18 protein-coding genes are annotated in these 21,746 nt (G+C 67.6%); 8 read left to right on the top strand and 10 right to left on the bottom strand.

Annotated elements, in window-relative coordinates; genetic code table 11:
• Window positions 1-38: 38 nt before the first annotated feature.
• The 10 genes from AC4EEO_RS01650 to AC4EEO_RS01605 all read right to left on the bottom strand — a co-directional run bounded on the left by AC4EEO_RS01650 (window position 39) and on the right by AC4EEO_RS01605 (window position 10,863).
• The gene (locus AC4EEO_RS01650) at window positions 39-1,409 is read right to left on the bottom strand and encodes an MFS transporter (RefSeq protein WP_491330648.1); all 1,371 of its coding nucleotides are present in this window, start codon (window positions 1,407-1,409) and stop codon (window positions 39-41) included.
• A gap of 270 nt (window positions 1,410-1,679) precedes the next feature.
• Window positions 1,680-2,000: a ferredoxin gene (gene fdxA, locus AC4EEO_RS01645; protein WP_026264379.1), complete on the bottom strand. Its 321-nt coding sequence runs from the start codon at window positions 1,998-2,000 to the stop codon at window positions 1,680-1,682.
• Between the two features lie 4 nt (window positions 2,001-2,004).
• Window positions 2,005-3,477, bottom strand: a complete 1,473-nt coding sequence (locus AC4EEO_RS01640) for an aldehyde dehydrogenase family protein (RefSeq protein ID WP_133831769.1) — start codon at window positions 3,475-3,477, stop codon at window positions 2,005-2,007.
• Between the two features lie 22 nt (window positions 3,478-3,499).
• On the bottom strand, window positions 3,500-4,300 hold the full coding sequence (locus AC4EEO_RS01635) for an SDR family oxidoreductase (protein WP_018760969.1): 801 nt from the start codon (window positions 4,298-4,300) through the stop codon (window positions 3,500-3,502).
• On the bottom strand, window positions 4,300-5,253 hold the full coding sequence (locus AC4EEO_RS01630; RefSeq protein ID WP_240617778.1) for a dihydrodipicolinate synthase family protein: 954 nt from the start codon (window positions 5,251-5,253) through the stop codon (window positions 4,300-4,302). The genes AC4EEO_RS01635 and AC4EEO_RS01630 overlap by 1 nt, the downstream gene beginning before the upstream one ends.
• A gap of 13 nt (window positions 5,254-5,266) precedes the next feature.
• Entirely contained in the window at window positions 5,267-6,100 is an 834-nt protein-coding gene (locus AC4EEO_RS01625; protein ID WP_018760967.1) for an enoyl-CoA hydratase-related protein, read from the bottom strand.
• The gene (locus AC4EEO_RS01620) at window positions 6,097-7,356 is read right to left on the bottom strand and encodes a CaiB/BaiF CoA transferase family protein (RefSeq protein ID WP_133831770.1); all 1,260 of its coding nucleotides are present in this window, start codon (window positions 7,354-7,356) and stop codon (window positions 6,097-6,099) included. The genes AC4EEO_RS01625 and AC4EEO_RS01620 overlap by 4 nt, the downstream gene beginning before the upstream one ends.
• On the bottom strand, window positions 7,353-8,750 hold the full coding sequence (locus AC4EEO_RS01615; RefSeq protein ID WP_109045685.1) for an FAD-dependent oxidoreductase: 1,398 nt from the start codon (window positions 8,748-8,750) through the stop codon (window positions 7,353-7,355). The genes AC4EEO_RS01620 and AC4EEO_RS01615 overlap by 4 nt, the downstream gene beginning before the upstream one ends.
• An 11-nt stretch (window positions 8,751-8,761) precedes the next feature.
• Window positions 8,762-10,093, bottom strand: coding sequence for an MFS transporter (locus tag AC4EEO_RS01610; RefSeq protein WP_109045684.1), 1,332 nt, complete (start codon window positions 10,091-10,093; stop codon window positions 8,762-8,764).
• Between the two features lie 164 nt (window positions 10,094-10,257).
• Entirely contained in the window at window positions 10,258-10,863 is a 606-nt protein-coding gene (locus AC4EEO_RS01605; RefSeq protein ID WP_018760963.1) for a helix-turn-helix domain-containing protein, read from the bottom strand.
• A gap of 160 nt (window positions 10,864-11,023) precedes the next feature.
• Here AC4EEO_RS01605 and AC4EEO_RS01600 point away from each other — a divergent pair, with 160 nt between their 5' ends.
• From AC4EEO_RS01600 to AC4EEO_RS01565, 8 genes are all read left to right on the top strand, one after another.
• Window positions 11,024-11,488, top strand: coding sequence for an LpqB family beta-propeller domain-containing protein (locus AC4EEO_RS01600; RefSeq protein ID WP_018760962.1), 465 nt, complete (start codon window positions 11,024-11,026; stop codon window positions 11,486-11,488).
• Window positions 11,425-13,245: a DUF5671 domain-containing protein gene (locus AC4EEO_RS01595; protein ID WP_491330650.1), complete on the top strand. Its 1,821-nt coding sequence runs from the start codon at window positions 11,425-11,427 to the stop codon at window positions 13,243-13,245. The genes AC4EEO_RS01600 and AC4EEO_RS01595 overlap by 64 nt, the downstream gene beginning before the upstream one ends.
• Before the next feature lie 545 nt (window positions 13,246-13,790).
• Complete coding sequence (locus AC4EEO_RS01590) at window positions 13,791-13,889, top strand: potassium-transporting ATPase subunit F (protein WP_018760959.1); 99 nt, start codon at window positions 13,791-13,793, stop codon at window positions 13,887-13,889.
• A 7-nt stretch (window positions 13,890-13,896) separates the two neighbouring features.
• Window positions 13,897-15,564 (top strand): potassium-transporting ATPase subunit KdpA, encoded by a 1,668-nt coding sequence (gene kdpA / locus AC4EEO_RS01585; RefSeq protein ID WP_109045682.1) that lies wholly within the window; start codon window positions 13,897-13,899, stop codon window positions 15,562-15,564.
• Window positions 15,561-17,696, top strand: a complete 2,136-nt coding sequence (gene kdpB / locus AC4EEO_RS01580; RefSeq protein ID WP_491339726.1) for a potassium-transporting ATPase subunit KdpB — start codon at window positions 15,561-15,563, stop codon at window positions 17,694-17,696. Before kdpA ends, kdpB begins: the two co-directional genes overlap by 4 nt.
• 8 nt (window positions 17,697-17,704) lie before the next feature.
• Complete coding sequence (gene kdpC, locus AC4EEO_RS01575) at window positions 17,705-18,316, top strand: K(+)-transporting ATPase subunit C (RefSeq protein ID WP_018760956.1); 612 nt, start codon at window positions 17,705-17,707, stop codon at window positions 18,314-18,316.
• 30 nt (window positions 18,317-18,346) lie between these two features.
• Window positions 18,347-21,067, top strand: coding sequence for a DUF4118 domain-containing protein (locus AC4EEO_RS01570; RefSeq protein WP_491339725.1), 2,721 nt, complete (start codon window positions 18,347-18,349; stop codon window positions 21,065-21,067).
• On the top strand, window positions 21,064-21,741 hold the full coding sequence (locus AC4EEO_RS01565; RefSeq protein WP_491339724.1) for a response regulator: 678 nt from the start codon (window positions 21,064-21,066) through the stop codon (window positions 21,739-21,741). The genes AC4EEO_RS01570 and AC4EEO_RS01565 overlap by 4 nt, the downstream gene beginning before the upstream one ends.
• Window positions 21,742-21,746 lie beyond the last annotated feature (5 nt).

The raw sequence follows: 21,746 nt of genomic DNA, 5'->3' as shown, positions 1-21,746 counted from the left end.
TGGGTAGGAAGGAAGAAAGTTCCGGGGCCTCTGCAGGATCAGAGGTGCTTGAGCGGCTTGCGCGAGGTTTCGGCGGCGAACAGGACTGCGGCGAGGGACACGGCGGACGCGGCCACGAGGTACCAGCCGGGGGCCAGCTTGCTCTGGGTCAGGCCGATCAGCAGGGTGGCCATGAACGGCGCGGTCCCTCCGAAGATCGCGTTGGACAGGTTGAAGCTGACGGCGAAGCCGCTGTACCGGACCTTGGTGGGGAACAGTTCGGCCAGGAAGCTGGGCAGGGTGCCGTCGTTGAGGGTGAGCATGCCGCCCAGCAGGATCTGGACCAGGACGATCACCAGGAAGTTGCCGGTATCCAGCAGCATGAACGCCGGGACGGTGAGGAGCATGAACAGCACAGAGGCGGTGATCAGCATCCGCTTGCGGCCGAACCGGTCCGAGGCCATGCCGGTGAGGAAGATGAAGCCGATGTAGCTGGCCAGGGCGATGGTGGTGGCCAGGAACGATTCGGTGGGGCCGAAGCCCAGTTCCTCGGACAGGTAGGTGGGCATGTAACTGAGGATGACGTAGAAGCCGACGGCGTTGAGCAGCACCGCTCCGCAGGCGATGAGCAGCTGCTTCCGGTAGGTCCGGAACATGTCCAGCGCCGGCGCCTTGGGGGCGGACTCTTCCTGCTCTGCCAGGGCGCGGAAGGCGGGAGTGTCCTCGAGCTTGGTGCGGATGTAGCGCCCGATCAGCCCCATGGGGGCGGCCAGGAGGAACGGCAACCGCCAGCCCCAGTCGTGCAGCTGCCCGGTGCTGAGTACCGAGCTGAGGAGGGCCGCGATCAGCGAGCCCAGGAGCAGGCCCGCGGCCGTGCTGGCGGGCACGACCGCAGCGTACAGGCCGCGGCGGTTGGCCGGCGCGTATTCCACCAGGAACGCCGACGCCCCGGCGTATTCGCCCGCTGCCGAGAAGCCCTGGACGACCCTCACCAGCAGGAGCAGGACCGGGGCCAGCATGCCGATGGTTCCGTAGCCGGGAATGAGGGCGATGCAGAAGGTGGAGACGGACATGATGACGATCGAGAGGGACAGTGCCTTGCGCCTGCCCAGCTTGTCGCCGATGTGGCCCCAGAAGAAGCCGCCCAGGGGCCGGACGAAGAAGGAAATCGCGAACACCGCGAACGTGGCCAGCAGCGCAGTCTGGCGGTCGGCCTCGGGGAAGAAGACGGACGAAATGACGGCCGCGAGGTAGCCGTAGACGGCGTAGTCGAACCATTCGACGAAGTTGCCGATGAAACTGGCCGTGACCACCCGGCGTCGAACGTCCTTGCTTGCCACGGGGCTGCCGGCACCCTGGCCTGCCACGGCGGGGCCGTTGGCGTCAGCGGCAACGGCTCCTGCTCCGTAGGAGTTGGAATTGGTACTCATGGAACCACCATCAGAAAGTATGAGTTGCATTGCTTGCAACGTGGTTGTTTCAACATAGGTGGTGACGAGCGACACAGTCAAGAGGTTTCTGTATCTGCTTCATGATTAAAACCAGCGCAGAACGTCCGGCGGGCAATCACGCCTTCGCTTCATCCGTTCTGACTGGCGTTGCATATAGAGCAACATAGTTGTAACAAGCGCGAAATGTGGGCATTAACGCAGTAATGGCCGCCAAGCGAAGGCTTGGCGGCCATTGAAAGGGTTGGGTCCCTAGCGTGCCGGGACGGGCTCGGCAGCAACGACGGGATGGTCCCGATGCAGGTTTCCCAGTGCGGAGGCGCCCTGTGGCGAGCCCAGTTCACGGAAGAACTCCACGTTGGCGCGGACGTAGTCTGCCCATTCGTCCGGCACGTCCTCCGCATAGTAGATGGCCTCCACCGGGCAGACCGGATCGCACGCACCGCAGTCCACGCATTCGAACGGATGGATATAGAGTGACCGGTCGCCCTCGTAGATGCAGTCCACGGGGCACTCCTGGATGCACGCTTTGTCCTTCACATCCACGCACGGCTGGGCGATCACGTATGTCATGGGACTACACGCCCGTGTAGACGGTTTTGCCCCAGGTAAAGAACTCCAGGGCGGACCTGCCCTGCTCGCGGAACGTGTTGGTGGAAGAATCCTTGACCCCGCCGAACGGCACGTTCAGGTCCAGCCCGGCGGTGGGTCGGTTGACCTTGATGACCCCTGCCTGGGCCCTGGCGGCGAAGTCGGTGGCCAAGGCCAGGGAGTCCGTGCAGATGCCGGCGGTGAGGCCGTAGCGGGAATCGTTGATCCCTGCGAGGCCGGCCTCATAATCGGGGACCTCAAGGACTGCAACCACCGGGCCGAAGATCTCCTCCGTCACCGCAGGATCGTCGAAGTCAAGGCCAGTGAGCACGGCGGCAGGGAAGAACAGCGCCTCGGAGGAATCGCCGTCGTACTTTCCGTGCAGGAGCGTGGCGCCACGCTCAACGGCGCCGCGCACCGCCGCCTGGTCCTGCTCGAACTGCTGGGCGCTCACCACGGCCCCCATGGCGGATTCCAGGCCGTCTCCTGGGGTGTACTTTGCCGCCTCCGCCACCAAGGCGTCGAGGAATGCCGCACGGATACCGGGGGTGACGTACACCCTCGACGTGGCGGTGCAAGCCTGGCCGGTAAGGCCGAACGCGCCGGCAGCAACCACCTGTGCAGCCTTGGCTGGGTCCGCGTCGTCCAGGACCAGGACGCCGTTCTTGCCGCCCATCTCCAGCTGGACGCGGGCACGCCGGCCGTTCAGGATCTCCTGCAGTCCCAGGCCCACGCTGGTTGACCCGGTGAAGGACATCCCGGCGATGCGCGGGTCGCGGGCCAGCGCATCGCCCACCACCCGGCCTTTACCGTGCACCAGGTTGAACACGCCCGCCGGCAATCCTGCGTCCTGCAGGGCACGGGCCAGGTGGGTGGCAGACAGCGGGGTGAGTTCGGCGGGCTTGATCACCACGGCATTGCCGCTGATCAGGGCTGGCGCCGTCTTCCAGGCCGGAATGGCGATGGGAAAGTTCCAGGGGGTGATCAGGCCAACCACGCCCAGCGGTTCGCGCCGGGTGGTGATGGTGGTGTCCGGCAGTCCGCTGGGCAGCACCTCTCCGGTGGCGGCCCAGCCCAGCGAGCCAAAGAAACGCAGCACGTCCGAGGCACGCTTCACCTCGCCTTTGGCCTCGGCCAGGGTCTTGCCCTCCTCCCGGACCAGGTCCTCGGCGATCGCGGACTGCCGTTCGATCAGCAGGTTGCCTGCAGTGATCAGGATGGCCCCGCGGGAAGGTGCCGGCAGGGCGGCCCAGGCAGGCTGCGCTGCCGCGGCGGCGGTGATGGCGGCGTCAACGTCCTCCGCGGTGCCGCTGGGCGAGAGTGCTGCCAGTTCGTCCGGGCGTGCGGGGTTGGTGCGGCGGGTTTCCGCGGTTCCCAGCCATTGCCCGTTGATGAGGTGCTGGGCGGTTTTGCTGCGATCCAGTGCGGTGGTGTTGGGGTCCAGGGCGGTGGAGGTCATGGCATTCCTTTGGAAGTTGGGGCTAGAGGCTGCGGATGAGGCCGCCGTCGCACCGCAGCGCCACACCGGTGATGTACGACGCCGGGGCGCTGCAGAGGAAGGCGGCGGCCGCACCGAATTCGGCGGGCTCGCCGTAACGGCGGGCGGGGATGGTTTTGCGGGATTCCAGCCGGATGTCCTCCAGCGTGGTGCCGCGGCGCTTTGCCGCTGCCTGGTCCAGTTCGGTGACGCGGTCCGTGGCGATCCTGCCGGGCAGGAGCAGGTTCACGGTGACCCCGTCCAGGGCTACCTCGGCGGCGAGCGTTTTGAGGTAGCCGGCAAGGGCTGCGCGGCCGGTATTGGAGACGGCCAGGTTGGGCAGCGGTGCTGCGACACCGCTGGAGCCAATGGCAAGGATCCGCCCCCACCGCCGTTCCCGCATGGCCGGGAGGGTGCGGGAGACCAGGGCATGGTGCGGCTTGACCAGGAGGTCGAACGCCGCGGCGATGTCCTCGCTGCCCAGTGTTGCGGCGGCTCCGGGCCGGGGGCCGGGGCCGTTCAGGACCAGGATGTCGATCGGCCCCAGGCCGGCCTCGGCCTGCGTCACCGCGGCGTCAACACCCTCGGCACCGGTGAGGTCAGCCTCGACGGCGATGGCCGCAAAGCCCGGCAGGCCGCCGAACGCCTCCTGCAGCTCGTCCACGATCTCCTTGGCACGGACGCCGCGGCGGCCCACGATGGCCACCTTGGCGCCTTCCGCGGCGAGGGCGCGGGCCACGGCGAGTCCCAGTCCCCCCGTGGAGGCGGCCACCAGCGCCGTCTTGCCGGCAATTCCCAGCTCCATCAGTTCCTCCCCGCCGGGGCGAGCGCCCGGTTCAAGTCCAGGGCCATGGCGGCTTCGCGGAGATGGACCTCCATGGCATGCCGCAGGTTCTCGGGAAAGCCGGCCGCCGGGGCACGGACGCCCGGGTCCTTGATCCAGCCCCGCTCGCGCAGGCATTCCTTGCGGATGGCCAGGGCCACCTTGGCCTGCTGCTCGAAGTTGATCAGCGGCAGGTAGGGCACCAGTTGCCCGGCGGCCGCCGCATACCCCTGCTCCCGCCAGGCGCGGACGCAGGCAATCAAGGCCTCGGGGTAGGAGAACCCGGTCATGGCACCGGCGGCGCCTGCCAGGAGCTCGTCCAGCAGCCCCTGGCCGCCGAGTCCGCCGAATACCGAAACCCCGGTACCGGCGTGGAGCTCGGCGATGGCCACACTGGTGGGCGGCGCCTCAGCCTTGATGGCGATGACGCAGGGGCTTGCCGCGACCACATCAACCAGGGCGGCGGTGGAGATGGCGACGCCGCTGGCCAGCGGATAATCCTGCAGCACCACCTTGGCTCCGGTGGCGCGGTGGATGGCGTCCAGGTGGGCGCTGACCACCTCGGGCTTCGCCGAGTTGGCCTGCACCATCACAGCGGCCAGCCGCTGCCCGGCAACCTCCTGGGCGGCGCGGATTTCCTCGATGGCCGGCCTGGTGGCCAACGCTGTTACGCCCACCACCAGGGGCAGTTCCGTGCATTCGACGGCGATTTCGAGGACCTGGCGGCGTTCCTCCGGGGTCAGCGCGGCGGCCTCCCCGAAGACGCCCAGGACGGTCAGGCCCGTGGCGCCGATGGTTTCGTAGCGCTCCACGAGGTCCGAGAGGCTGTCCAGGTCCAGATCCAGCGTGCTGCCCTGGAACGGTGTGGCAACGACGCCCCACACGCCCGGCGTCAATGACTCCCGCATCGGGTTCTCCCTTGGTTTGTTGTTCATCTGGCGGCTTTCCCTATCTGCCGGGCCACGCCGGTTTCCGCTTTTCCTGGAAGGCGCGGACGCCTTCGGCGGAGTCTTCGCTGTCCAGGGCTGCCATCAGGGCCGGCAGCCGCAGGCCGCGGGCTTCCTTGGCGGTGAGGTGCCCGGTCTGCGTGACCATCTGCTTCACGGCCCGGACCGAGGTGGGAGCGCAGGCCAGGACCTGGTCCACCCAGCGCTGCACGGCGGCGTCGAGCTCGTCCGCCGGGACCACCTCGTTGACCAGGCCCATGGCCTGCATTTCTGCCGCGTCAGCCTTCCGGCCGGTGAGCAGCAGGCCCATCGCCTGGGTGTAGGGAACGCGGCGCACCAGCTGGTGGATGCCGCCGTCGAGCGCCAACCGCCCGACTCGCGGCTCCGTCAAGCCGAACTTTGCGCTGTCCGCTGCCACCACGATGTCCGCGCCCAGGACAATTTCCATGCCGCCGCCCAGTGCGTAGCCGTTCACCTTGGCAATCACGGGGATATCCAGCGTGGTCCGCAGGCTCAGGCCGCCGAAACCGTTGGGGTCCAGGCCGGCCCAGTATTCCAGGCCCGTCTTGTCCACGGCGGACGCGGACATGTCCGCACCCACGCAGAACGCCCGGGGGCCGGCGCCGGTGATGACCACTGCGCGGACGTCCGGATCGGCCTCAAGCTGCTCCCAGATGGCGTTGAGCCTGGCCTGGGCCGTGCCGTCCACGGCGTTGAGGACGTGCTGCCGGTCGATCACCACGGTGGCCACCTGGTCCTCGATGGCCAGGGTGACCTGGTCAACCGGGGCGGAGGCCTCCGCCGGTGCCTGCGGCTCCGCTGCAACCGCCGTCACCGGAGCACCCCGAGTTCCTGCAGCCGCTTGATGGTGGCTTCGTCGAAGCCGTTCTCCAGCAGCACTTCCACATTGTGTTCGCCCAGGCGGGGCGCCGCCCGGCGGACGCTCGGCGGGGTGGCGGAGAGCCGGATGGGAGCGTTCAGCATCTTCACCGTCCCCACCCCAGGGTGTTCGGCCTCCACGATCATCCCGTTGGCCTCGGTCTGGGCGTCGGCGAGCGCCTGTTCCAGGGTGTGGACGGGAGCGTTGAGCAGCCCCTGTTCCTCCAGCTTGCCGGTCCAGTACTCGGTGGTGTTGGCGGCGAAGTGTTCGCGGAAGATCGCCTGCAGCGCGGGCTTGTTCTTGAACTGCTGTTCCAGCGTTGCGAATCCAGGGCGTTCGGTGAGGTCCTCGTCCAGGCCCAGGGCATCGGAGATCCGTGCCAGCGGGTCCGGGGTGAAGCCGCCCACCATGCACACGGCGCCGTCGGTGGTTTCAAAGACGCCGCTCAGGGGCATGGCGCCCCAGTTGACCTCGTAACCGCGGTTGAGCTGCATGCACGCCTCCTGCATCTGCAGGTGCAGCATGGAGTCGTACATGGTCACCTCCACTTTTTGCCCGGTTCCGGTGGTTTCCCGGGTCCGCAGCGCCAGCAGGATGCCCTGCATCAAGTGCATGCCGGTGATGTAGTCGCACAGGGTGGTGGGGTAGATGGCCGGTTTCTGGTCCTCCGATTCCCGCCGCCACATCACGCCGGAGTACGCCTGCGCGATCGCGTCCTGGCCGCCCTTGTGCGAATACGGTCCTACGGGGCCGAACCCGGTTCCGGAGGCCCAGATGATGCCGGGGTTGTCCGCCTTGAGCTCCTCGTAGCCGAAGCCCATCCGTTCCATGACCCCGGAGCGGAAGTTGCTGACCACCACGTCCGCGTCCGCCATGATGGCGTGCAGGACATTGCGGCCCTCCTCGGTGCGGGTGTCGATGGAGACGCTCCGCTTGTTCCGGTTGATGGACAGGAAGATCGGGTTGTCCTGGCCGTCCTTGTCCGGGAACGAGTTGCGGGAGATGTCACCGGCGCCGGGGCGTTCCACCTTGATGATGTCGGCGCCGTAGTCGCCCAGCAACTGGGTGCAGGAGGGGCCCATGAACACCTGGGTGAAGTCCACGATCTTGATGCCGTCCAGCGGAAGCGGGGTGGCCGGCCGCGCGCCCCCGGTGAGGGGCGAGGCAGCGGCGGGTGCCGTCGTCGGGCGTTCTGCCGTTGCCATGCTCATGCCGGCACCGCCGCGTCGGCATCGATGGTGGCGTTCGACGACGGGACGTCGCCGGGGTCCGCGCCGTGCCGGCGCATGCCCTGCTGGATGTCCGCTGCCGCGACGTCGCGGACCAGCACGCCGGACTGGACGGCGAGCGCTGCTGCGACGCCGACGGCCTGGCCCATGGCCATGCACGGCGGAATTTCGCGCGACATCTTCTGCGCCTCGGGGGTGGCGGAGTAGTGGCGGCCGGCCACCAGCAGCTGGTCCACTTCCTTGGGCAGCAGCGAGCGGTACGGGTAGTAGTAGTCCCGGCCGCGGGCCACGCTGTCCTGGAAATGCCGGCGGGAGGTGACGTCCTCCTTGGTCATGACGTATTCGCCTTGCAGCAGGCGGGTCTGGCGGACGCCCATCTGGGAGGCGACGTCCAGCATGTAGCACTTTTCGAATCCGGGGAGGTTGGCACGGACGTAGTCCACGGCTTCGGAGATCTTGTCGCGGGCGGCGAATTCGGCGGCGGTCATGTCCGCCGGGTCCACGCCGTCGTAGCCGGTCATGTGCGGGGCGTTGCACCAGACCACGCCTTCGATGGGGGTCTTGAGCCACCACAGTTCCCAGGCGCCGCCGAGGAGGCGCTTGATCTTGCGGTTGATGGCGCGGGCTTCCTTGGGGTTGGCCTGTTCGAAGGCCTCCGCGGCCGCGGTGTCCACGTTGCCCAGCCGGAACACCAGGGTGGTGAGGTAGTTGTCCTTGGCGTAGGCGGCGCCGGCGCGGGAGGCGACGTCGATGTCTCCGGTGGTGTCGATGACCACGTCCGCCGTGAAGGCCTGCGGGCCAAGCTTGGTTTCGCAGACCACGCCCTTGATCACGCCGTTGTCCACGATGGGGCGGGAGAACCAGGAGTGAAGCCGCAGGTCCACACCGGCTTCGCGGACCAGGTCGTTGGAGACGCGCTTCCAGCCGTCAGGGTCGAATGCGGCGGCATAGCAGATGGGCTTGGGGGTGGTGTGGGAGTGGAAGTCGAAGGTGCCGTAGCGGCCCCACTTGTTCCAGAGTTCCTCTGAGGTGCGGCGGTCTTCGGCCGGCGGGACGATGGCCAGGCCCAGTTTCTGGAGCCGCTCCACGTACTCGGAGACGATCCCGGTGACCGTGATGTCCTGGCCGTTGATCATGTCGTCCAGCACCAGCACCATGCCGCCGGAGGCGAGGCCGCCCAGTGAGGAGTAGCGCTCCAGGAGGGTGACCTTGGCCCCGGAGCGGGCCGCGGTGACGGCGGCGGCGACGCCGGCGGGACCACCGCCTACCACCAGGACGTCGGAGCGGGAGATCACCGGGGCGGTGAGGTCCGCGGTAGTGGTGGACAGTTCCAGGGACCCGGTTTTGGGCGCGGCAAAGGTAGGTGGGTTGTTCATGGAGGAAATCCTTACTTTCCGACGAAGATGCCGTTGGAGCGGCGGGCGGCGAGGTAGAAAACGATGCTGAGGACGGAGAGGGCGGCCACGTAGACCGGGAACACCCAGGTGAGGTTCAGGGACTGCAACCACACCAGGAGGTAGGAGGCGGTGCCGCCGAAGACGGCCACACCGATGCCATAGCCCAGGGCCACGCCGGTGCCGCGGATGTTCTTGGGCATCAGGGACGAGCTGACCACGTTGTAGAGGGTCATGTTGAGGACCAGCACGATCGAGCCGCCGAGCAGCACGGCCGCGAAACCGCCGATGCCGGGCTGTACGTACAGGAGCATCAGGAAGACGGAGGGAATGGCCAGGACCCGCGTCACCAGGAACCACCGGGACATGGACCGGCCGTCGGCGAGCTTGCCGATGATCCAGCTGCCCACCACCAGGATGGCGCCCAGGATGGTGGTGAGGGCGAAGACCGCGGTGGGATCTTCCTTGAAACCGCTGCGTGCTGCGCTGGGCAGGCCCACGTTCCAGGCGTAGTTGTAGGCCTGGGCAGCGCCGACCACGAACACGATGGCCAGGACGGAGAGCCAGTGCTTGCCGACTCCGGACCAGACGGACTTTGCCGTGGTGGCGGCCATTTCCTCGGCCTTCAGGGTTTCAGGCAGGGAACGGCGGAGGTAGAGCACCACGAAGCCGAACACGGCGCCGATGATGAACGGGACACGCCAACCCCACTCCCCCATGGCCGCGCCGCCGATCACCAGGCTGCAGACGAAGCTGACCAGGGACGCGAGCAGGATGCCGATGTTGACGTAGAAGGACATGATGCCGGCCACGTAGCCTTCGCGGCCTTCCGGGGCGAGTTCCACCGCGTGGGAGGTGGAGAGCGGCGCCTCGATGCCTGTGGAGATGCCCTGCAGGATGCGGCAGGCAACCAGGATGATGCCGGACCAGGCGCCGATGGTGGCGTAGCTGGGCGTGATGGCGATGACCAGGGTGGTGCCGGCCATCAGCATGATGGACAGCAGCATCACGCGGCGGCGGCCGATGCGGTCTGCCAGCGTGCCGAGCAGGATGCCGCCCAGCGGCCGGAAGGCGAATCCGACGGCGAACACGGCCAGTGCGTTCAGGGTGGCCGAGAGCGGCTCGTCATTGGGAAAGAAGTTGGGGCCGATGAAGGCGGACAGGAGGCCGAAGACCATCCAGTCGTACCATTCCAGGGCGTTGCCCAGGCCAAGGCCCAGGAGTCCCTTGCGGACTTCGGGCGTGAACTTTTCGCGGTTGCGGGGGGATGAGATGGTGGAACGGGGTGACGGGACTGCGTTGTCCGTAGCTTGGATGTCGAGCATGGAAGTGTCCTTACGCTGGCGCCGGGAACGGCGCAGGAGGGTATGACGCAGCGGCGCCTGTTGGAGGAGGCGCATGCTGCGAAGGTGGCAAGGATTGTCCGGGGCCACGTGGGGGGGTCCGGGCAGTTAAGGGTGGACGTCGGCGCCGGCGGGGACCGGTATGCCTACCACTTGTGTGGTGCGTTCACCCAGATGGCTACGCATACCTCTTCGTAGCTGTTCTTGTACCAGTGCGGGGTCTCTGCCGGGTAGGTGATGGAGTCGCCCTCTTCCAGGCTGTAGCAGACGCCGTCCAAGTAGACGTCCTTGCGGCCCGAAATGATGTAGCAGAACTCTTCCCCGCTGTGGGTAAAAGGTGTCGCGCTGGTGTCGTGCCCTGGGGGCGTACTGATCCATTGCGCTTCGATGGTGCCGTCGCGGTCCGGGGTGAGCAGTTCATGGACTGCTTCGCCCACGGATTCGCGGGTGACGTTTTTCAGGTTGCGCCGTGCCGACCTGCGCACGACGGGGGATTTTGATTGTTCCTGGCCAATGAAGAACCTTCCCACGGGAATGTCGAGTCCATGGGCCAGCTGGGCAAGGGTCGTGAAGGACGGGTTGGCCATGCCGCGTTCGATCTGGCTGACGATCGCCTGGCTGAGTCCGGTGATGTCCGAGAGCTTGGCGAGGGTCATGCCCTTCTCCTTGCGCATGGCCCGCACCTTGTTTCCAACCGTGGCCAGCAGTTCGCTGGTGGCTGGAGGTGCGGTGGTGCTACTCTCGGTGGTCATCGATTGTCTTTCACTCGGTGAGCTAACTCACACAACTATAGTGAAGATTTCTGCCCAGTCAACGCTTTTTCTTAATTATGTTGAATATTGGCCCTGAACCCCCAAGGGAACGGGCCTAAAGGCACAGGTGAAAGCGGCTGCACGGATCCATACTCGTGCCATGGACGACGCAGCACGAAGACCGGACCGGATCCTCCTCGCGCTGGTGGGTGTGGTGGCCGTGCTGGTGGTGGTTGCACTGGCAGTGGTGTTCACCCGCGGTGAGCCGGCCCCACTTGACCAGGCCAGCCCCGCCGGAGTGGTCCAGCGGTACAGCAGGGCCGTGATCGACGGCGACATACCCACCGCGGAAACCTTCCTCACGCCGGGTGCCCGGAGCAGGTGCTACGGCTCCTATTCCGGCGAACCCCGTCCGGCCCGCATCGTGTTGATTTCGACGACGGAGCGGACCGATTCGGCCACCGTACGGGTTTCGATCGTCCAGTCCCCCCGGGGCGGCCCGTTCGGTCCGTCCGAGTATGAAATGGAGGACGCCTTCTCGCTCCTGAAGGTGAATGGACAATGGATGATCGACCAGGCGCCGTATCCCCTGATGGCCTGCACGGCAGTTCCGGCGAAGCCGTGAGCACCCCGGCAGGAATCGTTGCCCCCGTCCCGGCCGGAGGCCTGGCAACCCTCCGCCGGCTGATCGTGTACGGCCTGCTTTTTGCCTTGGTGGTCATTGCCGCCTCGGGCCTGGGCGGACTCCTCGAGCGGCTCTTCCGGACGGCAACCACTCTGGTTTCCGGTGATGTGGCCGGGCTTGCCCTCTCCCTCGCCTTCACCCTGATCGGCGGGCCGCTGGCCCTGCTGCTGTGGTGGCTCGTGTGGCGGCGCCTCGACGACGAAGCCGAGCGCACCGCTGCGGGCTGGGGCTTCTACCTGACCGGGATGTACGCCGTCTCGCTCATCATCGCCACCACCTCCCTGCTGGACCTCGCCTCCTCCTTCATTGGTGCGAGGGACAGCCAGTGGCCGTCCCCGCTGGCCAACGGACTGGTCTGGACGGCCATCTGGGTGTGGCACCGGTGGATGTGGAAGCACCCCCGCAAGCCCTCGTCCCACCTCGAGGACGTGCGGGCCGTCGTCGGCTCCGTTTTTGGCCTGGTGCTGGGCGCCGGCGCGGCGATTGCGGCGTTGAGCGCGCTGCTGGACATTGCCCTCCGCGGTTTCACGGCAGCAGCGTCCTTTGAACCCTGGTGGTTCGATGTCCTGCGTTCACTGCTGTGGGCGGCCGGCGGAGCACTGGTGTGGTGGTGGCACTGGTTCCACGAGGGCGGCCGGCGTTTCCGGACCGGCCTGGTGGACGTTGCCATCATCGCCGTCGGCATCTTCGTTGCCGGCATCACCGCCCTGGGTGGCCTGGGCGTGGCCGTGTTCGTCGTGCTGCGGCTGGCCTTTGACCGGACCGATCCCCTGGCTGTCCTCCTGGAGCCGCTGGCCCCGGCCATCGCGGCCGCCGTCATCGGAGCCGTGATCTGGCGCTACCACCGCACGGCCTCCGTCCGGCGTTCCACCCCGACCCGGCGTGCCAGCCTCCTGGTGACATCCGCCGTTGCCCTGGCGGCAGCAGCCTCCGGGGTAGGCGTGGTGGTCAACGCACTGCTGGCTGCCGCCGTCTCGCCGCTGGCGGGCGGCGCCACCCGCACCCTGCTCCTTGGCGGCATCAGCTCGCTGGCAGTGGGCGGCCCGGTCTGGTGGCTGGCGTGGAAGCCGCGGCACCAGCCCCGGACGGCAGACCAGATCCCGCCCGGGCGGCGCGTCTACCTGGTGGCGTTCTTCGGAGTCAGTGCCGTCGTTGCCCTGATCACGCTGCTGGTGATTGGCTACCGGCTCTTCGAGTTCCTGCTCAGTGACATCACGGCCGGGAGCGTCCTGGACCGGATCCGCGCCCCCTTGGGCCTCCTGGTGGCGGCCGGGCTCGTGGCGGGATACCACTTTGCATTGTGGCGGCATGACCGGACACTGCTCGCCGCCGCGGCCCCGGCGGGCAAGCGGGTGATCGAGCACATCACCTTGGTCAGCGGCTATCCGCCAGGCACCGTGGACCCCGAGGCCCTGGCCCGCGGCATCGCTGCCGCCATTGGCGGAGCCAAGGTGACCACCTGGCTGCGGACGGACGACGGCGGTCCCGGCCCCACGCCGTCGTCCGCACTTCCGCCCTCCCTGGAGGAGCTCACGGCGGAGGCGGCGGAAATGCTGGGCAGCGTGGCGGCACGGCACGTCCTGGTGCTTGCCGGCCCCGCCGGCAGGATGGAAATCATCCCGCTGGCGGGCGCCGATTCGCGGGCGCCGATAAGTGTGGAACCTCGGCGCAGGGCCGCCGTTCCGGGTTCCCAGTAGCGGAGATCCTCAAGATTTGCGCAGTTTATCCCGGCTGTGGACTAACCCTCTTCCCATGCCATTGGAGGGCTCCTAGGGTGTGCATACAGGCTTGTCGAGGGGGACGCGTGAAAAGCTCAGTTGAAGATCCTCAAGGCACCGCAAACCAGGATGCGCAGCAGGCGTCCGTGCCTGAGGTAGACGCAGATACTACCGTCCCCGAATGGTCATCCGACCTCCTCCTCACGCTGCACAGCCAGGTCCGGTTCACCCGCGCCGACTGGCCCTGAGCCCCTACGCCACCCCGCCTTCCTTCCGGGGCGTCCGCGCGCATTAAATCCGCGTTAAGATTCACGGCCCTGCCGTTAAGGATCCGTTAGGCCCGCCTTACATCGCCACAGCGGGCTATTCACTGGAACCAGGCCCCGCTTCCGGGGCAACAGTGAAAGGAACCTGATGGCCGACGTGGCTGTAATTGGAATCTTCGCGGCCTGCATGGGATTCGTCATGTGGATCGGTCACCTGCTGACCGCCGCGGCCCGCCAGGAGAAGGCGGAGGACTGGCAGTGAACGGGGACGCACTCATGTGGCTGATCCTGCTGCTGGCAGGGCTTGGCCTGTTCGGCTACCTGCTCGCCGCCCTGATCAAGCCCGGGAAGTGGTGAACGGCCGGTGGCCTTTAACGCTCCTTCCTTCCTCATCCAGGTGGCGGCCCTGGTGCTGGCCCTTGCCGCAGTCCACAAACCACTGGGCCTCTACCTCGCGCGCGTCTTCGACGGCACCGCTTCGAGCCGCCCGGAACGGCTGTTCTACCGGCTCGCCGGCGTGGACGCCGGCAGCGAACAGGCGTGGCCAACATACCTGCGCAGCGTCCTGGTGTTCTCCGCCGTCTCCATACTGGCGGTGTTCGCCCTCCAACGGGCACAAGGCCTGTTTCCCGGCAGCCCGGCGCTGCCCGGAGTGGACCCGTGGGTGGCCATGAATACCGCCATCTCCTTCGTCACCAACACCAACTGGCAAACCTATGCACCCGAATCCACAATCGGCATTGCCGTCCAGATGCTCTTGCTCGCCGTCCAGAACTTCCTCTCGGCAGCAGTGGGCATCGTGGTGGCCGTCGCCCTCATCCGCGGCATAGCCCGAACCAGGACGGACAGGCTGGGGAACTTCTGGGTGGACCTGGCCAGGACGTCATTCCGGGTCCTGCTGCCACTGGCTACCCTCGCCGCCCTGGTGATGGTTCTCGGCGGTGTGGTGCAGAACTTCGCCCCCACGGACGTCACCAACAGCGCCACCGGAGTCTCACAGGTGGTCCCGGGCGGCCCGGTGGCATCCCAGGAAGCCATCAAAGTCCTCGGTACCAACGGCGGCGGCTACTTCAACGCCAACTCGGCCCACCCGTTCGAAAACCCGAACGCGCTGGTCAGCCTCTTCCAGGTGTTCCTGATCCTGCTGATCCCCTCGGCGCTGCCGTATGCCTTCGGCAGGATGGTGGGCGACCAGAAGCAGGGGCACACGATAGCCGGCGTCATGGCCACGCTGTGGCTGGCATCCACCGCGCTGACCGGCTGGGCAGTAGCCACCGCGCAGGGGACCGCGACGGCCGCCGCCGGCGGACTCGGCGAAGGGTTCGAGAGCCGCTTCGGCCCGGCGTCGAGCGCGATCTTCGCCGCCTCCACCACCCTCACCTCCACGGGCGCGGTGAATGTAGCCCACGATTCCTTGCCGCCTTTGGCCGGTGGCGTGGCAATGGTCAACATGATGCTCGGCGAAGTGGCGCCGGGCGGCACAGGGTCAGGGCTCTACGGGTTGCTCATCCTGTCCATCATTTCCGTGTTCATCGGCGGCCTGATGGTGGGCCGCACCCCCGAATACCTGGGCAAGAAGATCGGCCCCACCCAGATGAAGCTTGCGGCCCTGTACATCCTGGTGACACCGCTGCTGGTGCTCACCCTGGCCGGGATCACCGTCCTGCTCCCGGATGCCATGGCCAATGCTCCGGCCACGGGACCGCACCAGTTCAGCGAGGTCCTCTACGCCTTCACCTCCGGTGCCAACAACAACGGTTCAGCATTCGGCGGCATCACCACTTCCGGCCCCTATCTTTCGACGATGCTTGGCGCGGCCATGCTGCTGGGCCGGTTCCTGCCCATCGTCCTGGTTCTTGCCCTGGCAGGTTCCCTGGCCCGGCAGGCCCGGATTCCCGCATCCACCGGCACCGTCCCCACCCACGGCCCGCTGTTCGGCACACTGCTGCTGGGCGTGACGGTCATCCTGACCGCCCTGAGCTACTTTCCCGCACTCGCCCTGGGACCCCTCGCAGAAGGACTCCTGAAATGACCCGGTCCACCATGGACACCGCCCCCGGGGCGGAAACCCAAACCTTTGCCGACGGAAATCCGCTCGGCACCCCCGGCGCGCACAAGCACCACACTAAGGCACCCGCCAAACTCACGCCGGCCGTGGTTGCAGCGGCCCTGCCGCTCGCGGTCCGCAAGCTGGCCCCGGGGCAGATGATCCACTCGCCCGTCATGTTCACCGTCCTGGTGGGGGCCGCGCTCTGCACGGGTATCTCCGTGTTCCGGCCGTCCGTCTTCGGCATCACCGTCACCGCCTGGCTCTGGCTCACGGTCCTGTTCGGAACCCTCTCCGAAGCCATCGCCGAGGGCCGCGGCAAGGCGCAGGCTGACAGCCTCCGCGCCGGCCGCAAGGGAGTCCAGGCCCGGCTGAGGCTGCCGGACGGAACCACCAAGGAAGTACCGGGCACGGAACTGCGCCTGAACGACGTGGTGGTGTGCGAGGCCGGTGATGTGATCCCCTCCGACGGCGAGATCATCGAAGGCCTGGCCAGCGTGGACGAGTCCACCATCACCGGTGAATCCGCGCCGGTGATCAGGGAATCAGGCGGGGACCGTTCCTCGGTCACCGGCGGAACCCGCGTGCTCTCCGACCGGATCGTGGTCCGGATCACGGCCGAACCGGGCCAGACCTTCATCGACAGGATGATCCAGCTCGTCGAGGGCGCTGTCCGGCAGAAGACACCCAATGAGATCGCGCTGCACGTGCTGCTGGTGTCGCTGACCATCGTCTTCCTGGTCGTCACCATGACGCTGGCCCCGTTTGCCGCCCTCGCCGGCGCAGCGCCGTCGCCCATTGTCCTGGTGGCACTGCTGGTGTGCCTGATCCCCACCACCATCGGCGCGCTGGTCCCGGCCATCGGCATCGCGGGCATGGACCGGCTGGTCCAGCACAACGTCCTGGCCACGTCCGGGCGTGCCGTGGAGACGGCAGGTGACATCACGTCCTTGCTGCTGGACAAGACAGGAACCATCACGTTCGGCAACCGCCGTGCCGTCCACTTCCACCCGGCAGCGGGCGTGGACCGGGCCGAACTGATTGAAGCCGCGCGGCTCTCCAGCCTGGCGGACGAAACCCCGGAAGGCCGGTCCATTGTGGACCTCGCGGCCGAACACGGCGCGCTGGGCCCGGACCTGGCCGCCCTGGAATCGGGCGCGGAGCCGTTGGCGGTGGTCCCGTTTTCGGCCACGACGCGCATGAGCGGGCTGGACCTTGGCGGCCGGATGATCAGGAAGGGCGCGGCCTCCACCGTTGGCAGTTTCGCCGCCGATCTGGGCGCCCGCATGCCCGGGGAGGTGGAACGCCAGGTGCAGGATATTTCGTCGCAGGGTGGCACTCCCCTGCTGGTTGCCACGGCCGATGCCGCCGGCGCACGGGTCCTGGGGACCATCCATTTGGCGGACGTGGTGAAACCGGGCATGCAGGCCAGGTTCGCGGAGCTGCGCAAAATGGGGATCCGGACCGTGATGGTCACCGGCGACAATCCGGTCACCGCCAAGGCGATCGCCGCCGAGGCCGGGGTGGACGACTACCTGGCCGAGGCCACCCCGGAGGACAAGCTGGCGGTGATCAAGAAGGAACAGGCCGCGGGCCGCCTGGTGGCGATGACCGGGGATGGCACCAACGATGCCCCTGCGCTGGCGGCGGCGGACGTGGGCGTGGCCATGAACTCCGGCACGCCGGCAGCCAAGGAAGCCGCGAATATGGTGGACCTCGATTCGGACCCCACCAAGCTGATCAACATCGTGGGAATCGGCAAGCAACTGCTGATCACCCGCGGCGCGCTCACCACCTTCTCGGTGGCCAACGACGTCGCCAAGTACTTCGCGATCGTCCCGGCGCTGTTCACGGCGACGTTCCCCGGGCTTGGGCTGCTGAACATCATGGGCCTGGCCACGCCGTCCTCCGCCATCCTGTCGGCCGTGATCTTCAACGCGTTGATCATCATCGCCTTGGTGCCGCTCGCGCTGCGCGGGGTCAAGTACCGCGCCATCTCGGCCAGCCAGGCCCTGGGCCGGAACCTGCTGGTGTACGGACTCGGCGGCCTTATTGCCCCGTTTATCGGCATCAAAATCATCGACCTCCTCATCTCCCTCATCCCCGGCATCGGCTAGGAATCCCCATGAATGCGCTCACCGGTTATCTCCGACAGTCGGGAACGGCCATCCGTTTCCTGTTCCTCGCCACCGTGGTGCTTGGCCTCGCCTACCCGGCCGCCGTCTTTGGCGTCGGGCAGCTGGTTGCCCCGTACCAGGCGAATGGCTCCATCCTCCGCGACGGTGCCGGCGCGCCCGCGGCATCGGCGCTGATCGCCCAGGTGAAGGACGACGACGGCACGCAGGACCCCGCCTGGTTCCACGCCCGCCCCTCCGCCGTCGGCTGGGACCCGGCGTCGTCGTCGGCCTCCAACCTGGGCCCGAACGATGCCAAGCTGACCGATGCCGTCAACGCCAACCGTGCCGCCGTGGCGGAGGCCGAGGGCGTGCAGCCGTCCGACGTCCCCGCGGACGCCGTCACCGCCAGCGGGTCGGGGCTGGATCCCGGCATCTCCCCCGAGTACGCCCGGCTCCAGGTACCGCGGGTTGCCGCCGCGCACCAGTTGGGCACCGAGGCGGTCCAGGCCCTGGTGGACAAGAACACCAGCAGTGGCCTTGCAGCGTTCCTGGGCCAGCCCACCGTCAACGTCACGGCGCTCAACCTCGACGTGGCGGCGGCCGGACCGCCGCGGTCCTGAGCGGCGTTGCCGGAGTGGAAGAATAGTTGCATGGCACGTGGAACGCTGCGGATCTTCCTCGGGGCGGCGCCCGGGGTCGGCAAGACCTACGAGATGCTCGAGGAGGCCCACCGGCTGGCCAACCGGGGCGAGGACGTGGTTATCGCGTTCGCCCTTGACCACGGCCGGGCCGAAACCCGCGCCCTCATGGCAGGCCTGGAAACCATCCCGCCCCGGCGGCTGCCCTACCGCGGCACCGAATTCGAGGAAATGGACCTGGACGGGGTCCTGCACCGCGCCCCGGCCACTGCGGTGGTGGACGAATATGCCCACTCAAATGTTCCGGGAAGCCGGCACGGTAAACGCTGGGAGGACGTTGACGAGCTCCTCAACGCGGGCATCAACGTCCTCTCCACCGTCAACATCCAGCACCTGGCCTCGCTGGGCGACGTGGTGGGCACCATCACGGAGGTCCGGCAGGCCGAGACGGTGCCCGACGAGGTGGTGCGCCGCGCAGACCAGATCCACCTGGTGGACATCTCCCCCGAACTGCTGCGCCAGCGCCTGGGTGAAGGAAAGATTTACGCCCCTGACAAGGTGGACGCCGCCCTGGCCAACTATTTCCGGCTGGGAAACCTGACCGCGTTGCGGGAACTGGCCCTGTTGTGGCTGGCGGACAGGGTTGATGAGGGCCTGGCCCGGTACCGGGCGGACAACGACATCCAGGCGACCTGGCCGGCGCGGGAGCGGGTGGTGATTGGCCTGACCGGCGGACCGGAGGGCGAGATCCTGATCCGGCGCGGGGCCAGGATCCTTAACCGGGTCAACGGCGGGGATCTGCTGGCGGTCCATGTCCGTGCGGCGGACGGGGTGGTCCATGAGTCCCCGCAGTCCCTGGAAGCCCAGCGCCGCTTAATCCAGGACCTGGGCGGCAGTTACCACATTGTGGCCGGTGAGGATCCGGCCGCGGCCCTGCTCGATTTTGCGCGCAGCGTCAACGCCACACAGATCGTGGTGGGCATTTCACGGCGGGGCAAGTTCGCGGGCACGGTGGGCGGCCTGTTGGGCGGGGGCATCGGCACGCGGGTGGTCCGCGATTCCGGGGACATCGACGTGCACATGGTGTCCCATCCCCTGGGCGGCCGGGGAGCCGGTCCACGGCGAGAACGGGACCTGGGCCGAGTCCGCGTCACGGTGGGCTTCATCCTCGCCGCGGTGCTGCCGGTGGTCCTGCAGCTCCTGCTGGCATTGGACCCGGACCCCGGTGTGTCCACCGCCATCCTGGTGCAGCTGACCGGATCGGTCACGGTGGCCCTGGTGGGCGGTCTGTGGCCGGCGGTGCTCGCCGCCCTGTGGAGCAGCCTGCTGGTCAACTACTTCTCGACGCCTCCCGTGGGCACCCTGACCATCAGCGATCCCCACAATTTCTTCTCCCTGCTGGTCTTCGTCGGGGTTTCCGCCGCCGTCGCCGTGGTGGTGGACCTCTCCGCGCGGCGCTCCAAGGAGGCCTCACGCGCCCGCGCCGAGGCCACCACGCTCTCCGACCTCACCCGCGGCGCCGTCCGGTCCGAGGATGGCGTGAAGGACCTGCTCCAGCAGGCCCTCGACGTCTTCAGCGTCCGCGGGGCAGCTTTGTACGGCAGCGGCCCGGACGGCAATGAGCGGACGACGGCGGGCTGGCGGCTGGTTGCCGGCGCCGGCGAGGTGCCAGGACCGGGCGAGACCGGAATCCCGGATTTTGGCAGCGGGGGTGGTGGCGCCCGAGGTTCCGGCGCAGGGAATTCCGGGGCCGCGGATTTTGGCACCGAAACGACGGAGAACATCGATCCCGCCACACGGCTGGTGTTGTTCGGCCGAGCGCTTCCCGCCGGAGACCGGCGCCTGCTGGCGGCGTTCGGCGTCCACCTTGCCGCCCAACTGGAGCGGCAGCAACTGGCGGACAGCCGCCGTGAAGTGTTGCGCCTGGCCGAGGGCAACACCATGCGCACGTCCATCCTCCGCGCGGTTTCCCACGACCTCCGCACTCCCCTGGCCGGCATCAAGCTTTCGGTGGGCATGTTGTTGCAGAAGGACCGGCACTACGCCCCGGAGCAGGAGCACGAGCTGTTGCAGACCATTGATGAATGTTCGGACCGGCTGGACCTGCTGGTGGGGAACCTGCTGGATATGTCCCGGCTCAGCTCCCCCGGGGCCGAGCCACTCCTGCGGCCCGTGCGCTGGTCCGAGGTCATCCCCAGCGCCCTCCGGTCCGTCCCCGCGGGCAGGGTTCGGGTGGAACTGCCGCCGAATATGCCTGAGATCGAGGCGGACCCCGGGATGCTGGAGCGGGTGATCGCCAATGTGGTGGAGAACGCGGTCAAGTACGCGCCGGGTTCCGATATTGCCGTGGTGGGCGGCGCCGGCGGCCTGAGCAACACAACGCTGAAGGGGCAGCCGGCCGGAGAGATCAGTATCATCGACCACGGCCAAGGCGTTCCGGCAGAGAGAGTGGTGGAGATGTTCCGTCCGTTCCAGCGGCTGGATGACATTCCGCAGACCACCGGCGTGGGCCTGGGCCTGGCCGTGGCTAAGGGATTTACCGAGGCGATGGGCGGCACGCTGACCGCGGAGGAGACCCCGGGTGGAGGACTGACCATGGTGATCAGGCTGCCGCTTTCCACCGGCTTTCCCGACGACGGACCCCGCGGACAGGCGCCCGTGGTGCCCCAGTCGTTCCTGGCCCGGCGGATCCACCAGGCCCCCTTCCAGGCATCAACGGCGGATCAGCAGTGACGGGCGTCCTGGTAGTGGATGATGACCCGCACCTGCTGCGGATCCTGAAGCTTGCCCTCGAAACCAGCGGCTATGCGGTCACCACTGCCGTTGACGGGAGGTCAGCGCTGCTGGCCGCCACCCAGAATCCGTTGGCCCTGGTGATCCTGGACCTTGGGCTGCCGGACATCGACGGCGTCACCGTGATCAAGGAACTGCGGGAATGGAGCCGTGTCCCGGTCCTGGTGCTCTCGGCCCGGCATACCTCGGAGGACAAGGTTGAAGCCCTGGATGCCGGCGCCGACGACTACCTGACGAAGCCGTTCGGACCGGACGAACTGCTGGCCCGGCTGCGGGCGTTGCTGCGCCGGTCCGCGGACCTGCAGGCACCGGAGCCGGTGGTGGTCACGGAGAACTTCACGGTGGACCTGGCCAAGCACCGGGTGAGCCGGGAGGGAGCGGATGTCCGGCTGACGCCCATCGAGTGGAAGATCCTGGAGATCCTGGTGCGGAACCCGGAAAAGTTGATCAGCCACCGGCAGCTCCTGACCGATGTGTGGGGCCCGGCCTATGCCAAGGACTCAAACTACCTGCGCGTCTTTATGGCACAGCTGCGCCGCAAACTCGAGCCGGACACCGGAAACCCCCGCCACCTGCTGACCGAGGCGGGCATCGGCTACCGGTTCCAGCCCTGAAGCGG

The sequence above is a fragment of the Pseudarthrobacter sp. MOO13 genome, assembly GCF_058267655.1.
The sequence above is the reverse complement of the archived record's forward strand: the minus strand, read 5'-3'. Positions and strand labels throughout refer to the sequence as shown.

Coding starts and splice junctions, on each gene's coding strand:
- AC4EEO_RS01650 (WP_491330648.1), bottom strand. CDS start 1,409: ATGAGTACCAATTCCAACTCCTACGGAGCAGGAGCCGTTGCCGCTGAC.
- fdxA (WP_026264379.1), bottom strand. CDS start 2,000: ATGACATACGTGATCGCCCAGCCGTGCGTGGATGTGAAGGACAAAGCG.
- AC4EEO_RS01640 (WP_133831769.1), bottom strand. CDS start 3,477: ATGACCTCCACCGCCCTGGACCCCAACACCACCGCACTGGATCGCAGC.
- AC4EEO_RS01635 (WP_018760969.1), bottom strand. CDS start 4,300: ATGGAGCTGGGAATTGCCGGCAAGACGGCGCTGGTGGCCGCCTCCACG.
- AC4EEO_RS01630 (WP_240617778.1), bottom strand. CDS start 5,253: ATGAACAACAAACCAAGGGAGAACCCGATGCGGGAGTCATTGACGCCG.
- AC4EEO_RS01620 (WP_133831770.1), bottom strand. CDS start 7,356: ATGAGCATGGCAACGGCAGAACGCCCGACGACGGCACCCGCCGCTGCC.
- AC4EEO_RS01615 (WP_109045685.1), bottom strand. CDS start 8,750: ATGAACAACCCACCTACCTTTGCCGCGCCCAAAACCGGGTCCCTGGAA.
- AC4EEO_RS01610 (WP_109045684.1), bottom strand. CDS start 10,093: ATGCTCGACATCCAAGCTACGGACAACGCAGTCCCGTCACCCCGTTCC.
- AC4EEO_RS01605 (WP_018760963.1), bottom strand. CDS start 10,863: ATGACCACCGAGAGTAGCACCACCGCACCTCCAGCCACCAGCGAACTG.
- AC4EEO_RS01600 (WP_018760962.1), top strand. CDS start 11,024: ATGGACGACGCAGCACGAAGACCGGACCGGATCCTCCTCGCGCTGGTG.
- AC4EEO_RS01595 (WP_491330650.1), top strand. CDS start 11,425: ATGGATGATCGACCAGGCGCCGTATCCCCTGATGGCCTGCACGGCAGT.
- kdpB (WP_491339726.1), top strand. CDS start 15,561: ATGACCCGGTCCACCATGGACACCGCCCCCGGGGCGGAAACCCAAACC.
- kdpC (WP_018760956.1), top strand. CDS start 17,705: ATGAATGCGCTCACCGGTTATCTCCGACAGTCGGGAACGGCCATCCGT.
- AC4EEO_RS01570 (WP_491339725.1), top strand. CDS start 18,347: ATGGCACGTGGAACGCTGCGGATCTTCCTCGGGGCGGCGCCCGGGGTC.